General features: G+C 69.9%; 3 protein-coding genes. All 3 read left to right on the top strand.

What is annotated here, in order from left to right; genetic code table 11:
- On the top strand, positions 1–714 hold a 714-nt coding region (locus AD428_RS23925), incomplete at its 5' end, for an SDR family oxidoreductase (protein WP_053246811.1).
- A 13-nt stretch (positions 715–727) separates the two neighbouring features.
- Positions 728–2,551 carry a glycoside hydrolase family 15 protein gene (locus tag AD428_RS23920; protein ID WP_053246810.1) on the top strand — a complete coding sequence of 608 codons (1,824 nt, stop codon included), beginning with the start codon at positions 728–730 and terminating at the stop codon, positions 2,549–2,551.
- Between the two features lie 82 nt (positions 2,552–2,633).
- Positions 2,634–3,761 carry an acyl-CoA dehydrogenase family protein gene (locus AD428_RS23915; protein ID WP_053246809.1) on the top strand — a complete coding sequence of 376 codons (1,128 nt, stop codon included), beginning with the start codon at positions 2,634–2,636 and terminating at the stop codon, positions 3,759–3,761.
- The last annotated feature ends 24 nt before the right edge of the window (positions 3,762–3,785 follow it).

The following is a 3,785-nucleotide window of genomic DNA, read 5'->3' as shown; positions in this document are numbered from 1 at the left end:
CTGGTGAATCACCGTGCCGGGGGCGATTCCCAGGCGCGCGCGGCGGCGGTGGTCGAAGACATCCAGCGCGCCGGCGGCACGGCCGTGACCTCGGCGGCCGACGTCTCGCGCGAATCCGACGTCGAGCGCCTGTTCGACGACGCGGCGCGGCGCTACGGGCGGCTGGACATCCTGGTGAGCAATGCCGGCATCGAGCACCCGTCCCCCATTGCCGACATGTCGCTGTCCGACTGGCGGCAGGTGATCGACACCAATCTCACCGGCGCTTTCCTGTGCGCCCGCGAGGCAGTGCGGCGTTTCCGCGACAATCCGGCCGACGCGGCCCGCCAGGGGCTGTGCCTGGGCAACATCATCTTCATGAGCTCGGTGCACGAGGTGATTCCCTGGGCGTTCCAGGCCAACTATGCGGCCTCCAAGGGCGGCATTTCGCTGCTCATGAAGTCGCTGGCGCAGGAGCTGGCGCCGGAGAAGATCCGGGTCAACGCCATCGCCCCGGGCGCCATCCGCACCGCCATCAACCAGCCCGCCTGGGGCACGCCGCAGGCCCTGGAGTCGCTGCTGCGGCTGATTCCCTACGGCCGCATCGGCGAGCCTGAAGACGTGGCCCGGGCCGCGGCCTGGCTGGCCTCGGACGACTCGGACTACGTCACCGGCACCACGCTGTTCGTGGACGGCGGGATGACGCTGTACCCCGAGTTCCGCGGGGCGGGCTGAGGAGCGCGGCCCGATGTCCCGGCCCCTCGAAGACTACGGCCTGATCGGCAACATGCTCTCGGCCGCGCTGGTGGCGCGAGACGGCTCCATGGACTGGCTGTGCCTGCCGCATTTCGACTCGCCCGCGTGCTTCGCGGCGCTGCTGGGCGATGCGGACAACGGCCGCTGGCGCATCGCGCCGCGCGGCCCCGCCGTGCGCACCACGCGCCGCTACCTGCCCGATACGGCGGTGCTGGAAACCCGCCACGAGACGGCCACCGGCGCGGTGCGCGTCTACGATTTCATGCCGCTGTCCGACGACGACGAGCGTGTGGACGTGGTGCGGGTGGTGCGCGGCGAGTCGGGGCACGTCGCCATGCAGATGGAGCTGGTGCTGCGCTTCAACTACGGCCAGGCCGTGCCCTGGGTGCGCCGCCGCGACTACGGCCTGAGCGCCATCGCCGGTCCCGACGCGGTAGAGCTGCACACGCCCGTGGCCCTGGAAGGCCAGGACATGAAGACCGTGGCCCAGTTCGAGGTGCGCGACGGCGAAATCGTGCCGTTCACGCTTTCGTACCACCCCTCGCACAAGACGCCGCGCTTCGTGCCCGACCGGATGGAAAGCCTGGACCGCACCACCTCGTGGTGGCAGGAATGGGCCCGCCGTTGCCGCTGGGACGGGCATGGCGGCGGAGCCTGGCGCGATGCCGTGGTGCGCTCGCTCATCACGCTCAAGCTGCTGACGTTCCAGCCCACCGGCGGCATCATCGCGGCGCCCACCACCTCCTTGCCCGAGTCGCTGGGCGGCAGCCGCAACTGGGACTACCGCTATTGCTGGCTGCGCGACTCGGCCCTGACCCTGTATGCCCTGCTCAACGGCGGCTACCGCGAAGAAGCCGAGGCGTGGCGGCAGTGGCTGCTGCGCGCGGTGGCGGGCCACCCCAGCCAGTTGCAGATCATGTACGGCATCGCCGGCGAGCGCTGGCTGCCCGAGCATGAGATTCCCTGGCTGGCGGGCTACGAAGGCAGCCGTCCGGTGCGGCTGGGCAACGGCGCGGCCAGCCAGACGCAGCTCGACGTCTACGGCGAGCTGATCGAAACGCTCTACGCCGCCCGCGCGGCCGACCTGGCGCCGCTGGCCGAAGCCTGGCGGCTGCAGAAGGTGCTGCTGGATCCGCTGCGCGAGCGCTGGCGCGAGCTGGACCACGGCATCTGGGAGGTGCGCGGCGAGAAGCGCGCCTTCACGCATTCGCGGCTGATGTGCTGGATGGCGTTCGACCGGGCCGTGAAGTCTTGCGAGCGCTTCGGGCTGCGCGGCCCGGTGGACGAGTGGCGGCGCCTGCGCGAGGAAATCCGGCAGGACATCTGCCTCTACGGCTACGATGCGCGGCGCGGCAGCTTCGTACAGAGCTACGGCCAGACCGCGCTGGACGCCAGCCTGCTGCTCATTCCGCAGGTGGGCTTTCTGCCGGCTTCCGACCCGCGCGTGGCGGGCACGGTGCGGGCCGTCGAGGAAGAACTGGTGCGCGACGGGCTGGTGCGGCGCTATGCGCGCGAACATACCGACGACGGCCTGCCGGGCGAAGAGGGCGTGTTCCTGGCCTGCAGCTTCTGGCTGGCCGACGCCTACGCCATGCAGGAGCGCCTGACCGACGCCGAGCGGCTGTTCGACCGTCTGCTCTCGCTGCGCAACGACCTGGGCCTGCTGGCCGAGGAATACGACGTGGGGCGGCGCAGGCTGGTGGGCAATTTTCCCCAGGGTTTCTCGCACATCGGCCTGGTCAACACCGCGTACAACCTGCACGCGGCGGTCGGCCCGGCGCGCCAGCGCGCGCAGCGCGACGCGCCCAGCGGCTGAAGGGCCGCGCCGGTGTATTCTCGCTGTCGCGCATGCGCCCAAAAGGCGCGTGCGCATAAATAAATACAGACAGGAGACCCCGATGCTATTGACCGAAGAACAACTGAGCGTCCAGGAAATGGCGCGCCGTTTCGCCCAGGAGCGCCTGGCGCCCGAATCCGCGCGCTGGGACCGCGAACATCATTTTCCGGCCGACGCGGTCGAGGAAATGGCCCGGCTCGGCTTCTTCGGCATGCTGGTGCCGGAGCAATGGGACGGCAACGACAGCGGTTACGTGTCCTACGCGGTGGCGCTGGAGGAAATCGCCGCCGGCAACGGGGCGCTGTCCACCATCATGAGCGTGCACAACTCGGTGGCCTGCATGCCCATCCTCAAGTACGGCACCGATGAGCAGAAAGAACGCTTCCTGCGTCCCTTGGCGCGCGGCGAGCACCTGGGGGCGTTCGCCCTTACCGAGCCGCAGGCGGGCTCGGACGCCAGCAGCCTGCGCACGCGGGCGCAGCGCGACGGCGGCGACTACGTCATCAACGGGTCCAAGCAGTTCATCACCTCGGGCCGCAACGGCGACACGGTCATCGTGTTCGCCATGACGGATCCGGCGGCCGGCAAGCGCGGCATGTCGGCCTTCATCGTGCCCACCGACACCCCGGGCTACCGCGTGCTGCGGGTGGAAGACAAGCTGGGCCAGCATCTGTCGGACACCTGCCACATCGCCTTCGAGGACATGCGGGTTCCGGCCGAATGGCGGCTGGGCGCGGAGGGCGAGGGCTACCGGATCGCGCTATCCAATCTCGAAGGCGGCCGCATCGGCATCGCCGCGCAGTCGGTGGGCATGGCGCGCGCGGCCTTCGAATGCGCGCGCGACTATGCGCGCGAAAGACAGGCGTTCGGCAAGCCCATTATCGAGCACCAGGCCGTGGCATTCCGGCTGGCGGACATGGCCACCCGGATTCACGCGGCTCGCCAGATGGTGCTGCACGCGGCGGCGCTGCGCGAGGCGGGCCGGCCGGCCCTGGCCGAGGCATCCATGGCCAAGCTCTACGCGTCCGAGATGGCGGAAAAGGTCTGCTCGGCCGCCATCCAGACCCTGGGCGGATACGGCTACCTGAACGATTTCCCGGTGGAGCGCATCTACCGCGACGTGCGCGTGTGCCAGATCTACGAAGGCACGAGCGATATCCAGCGCCTGGTGATCGCCCGCAGCCTGTAGCGGCGGCGGGCCGCACGCCTCGCC

The organism is Achromobacter sp. DMS1 (genome assembly GCF_001270295.1).
The sequence above is the reverse complement of the archived record's forward strand: the minus strand, read 5'-3'. Positions and strand labels throughout refer to the sequence as shown.

Bases quoted from the DNA above. Each gene is read 5' to 3' on its own strand.
- AD428_RS23915 (WP_053246809.1), top strand. From the start codon at position 2,634: ATGCTATTGACCGAAGAACAACTGAGCGTCCAGGAAATGGCGCGCCGT.
- AD428_RS23920 (WP_053246810.1), top strand. From the start codon at position 728: ATGTCCCGGCCCCTCGAAGACTACGGCCTGATCGGCAACATGCTCTCG.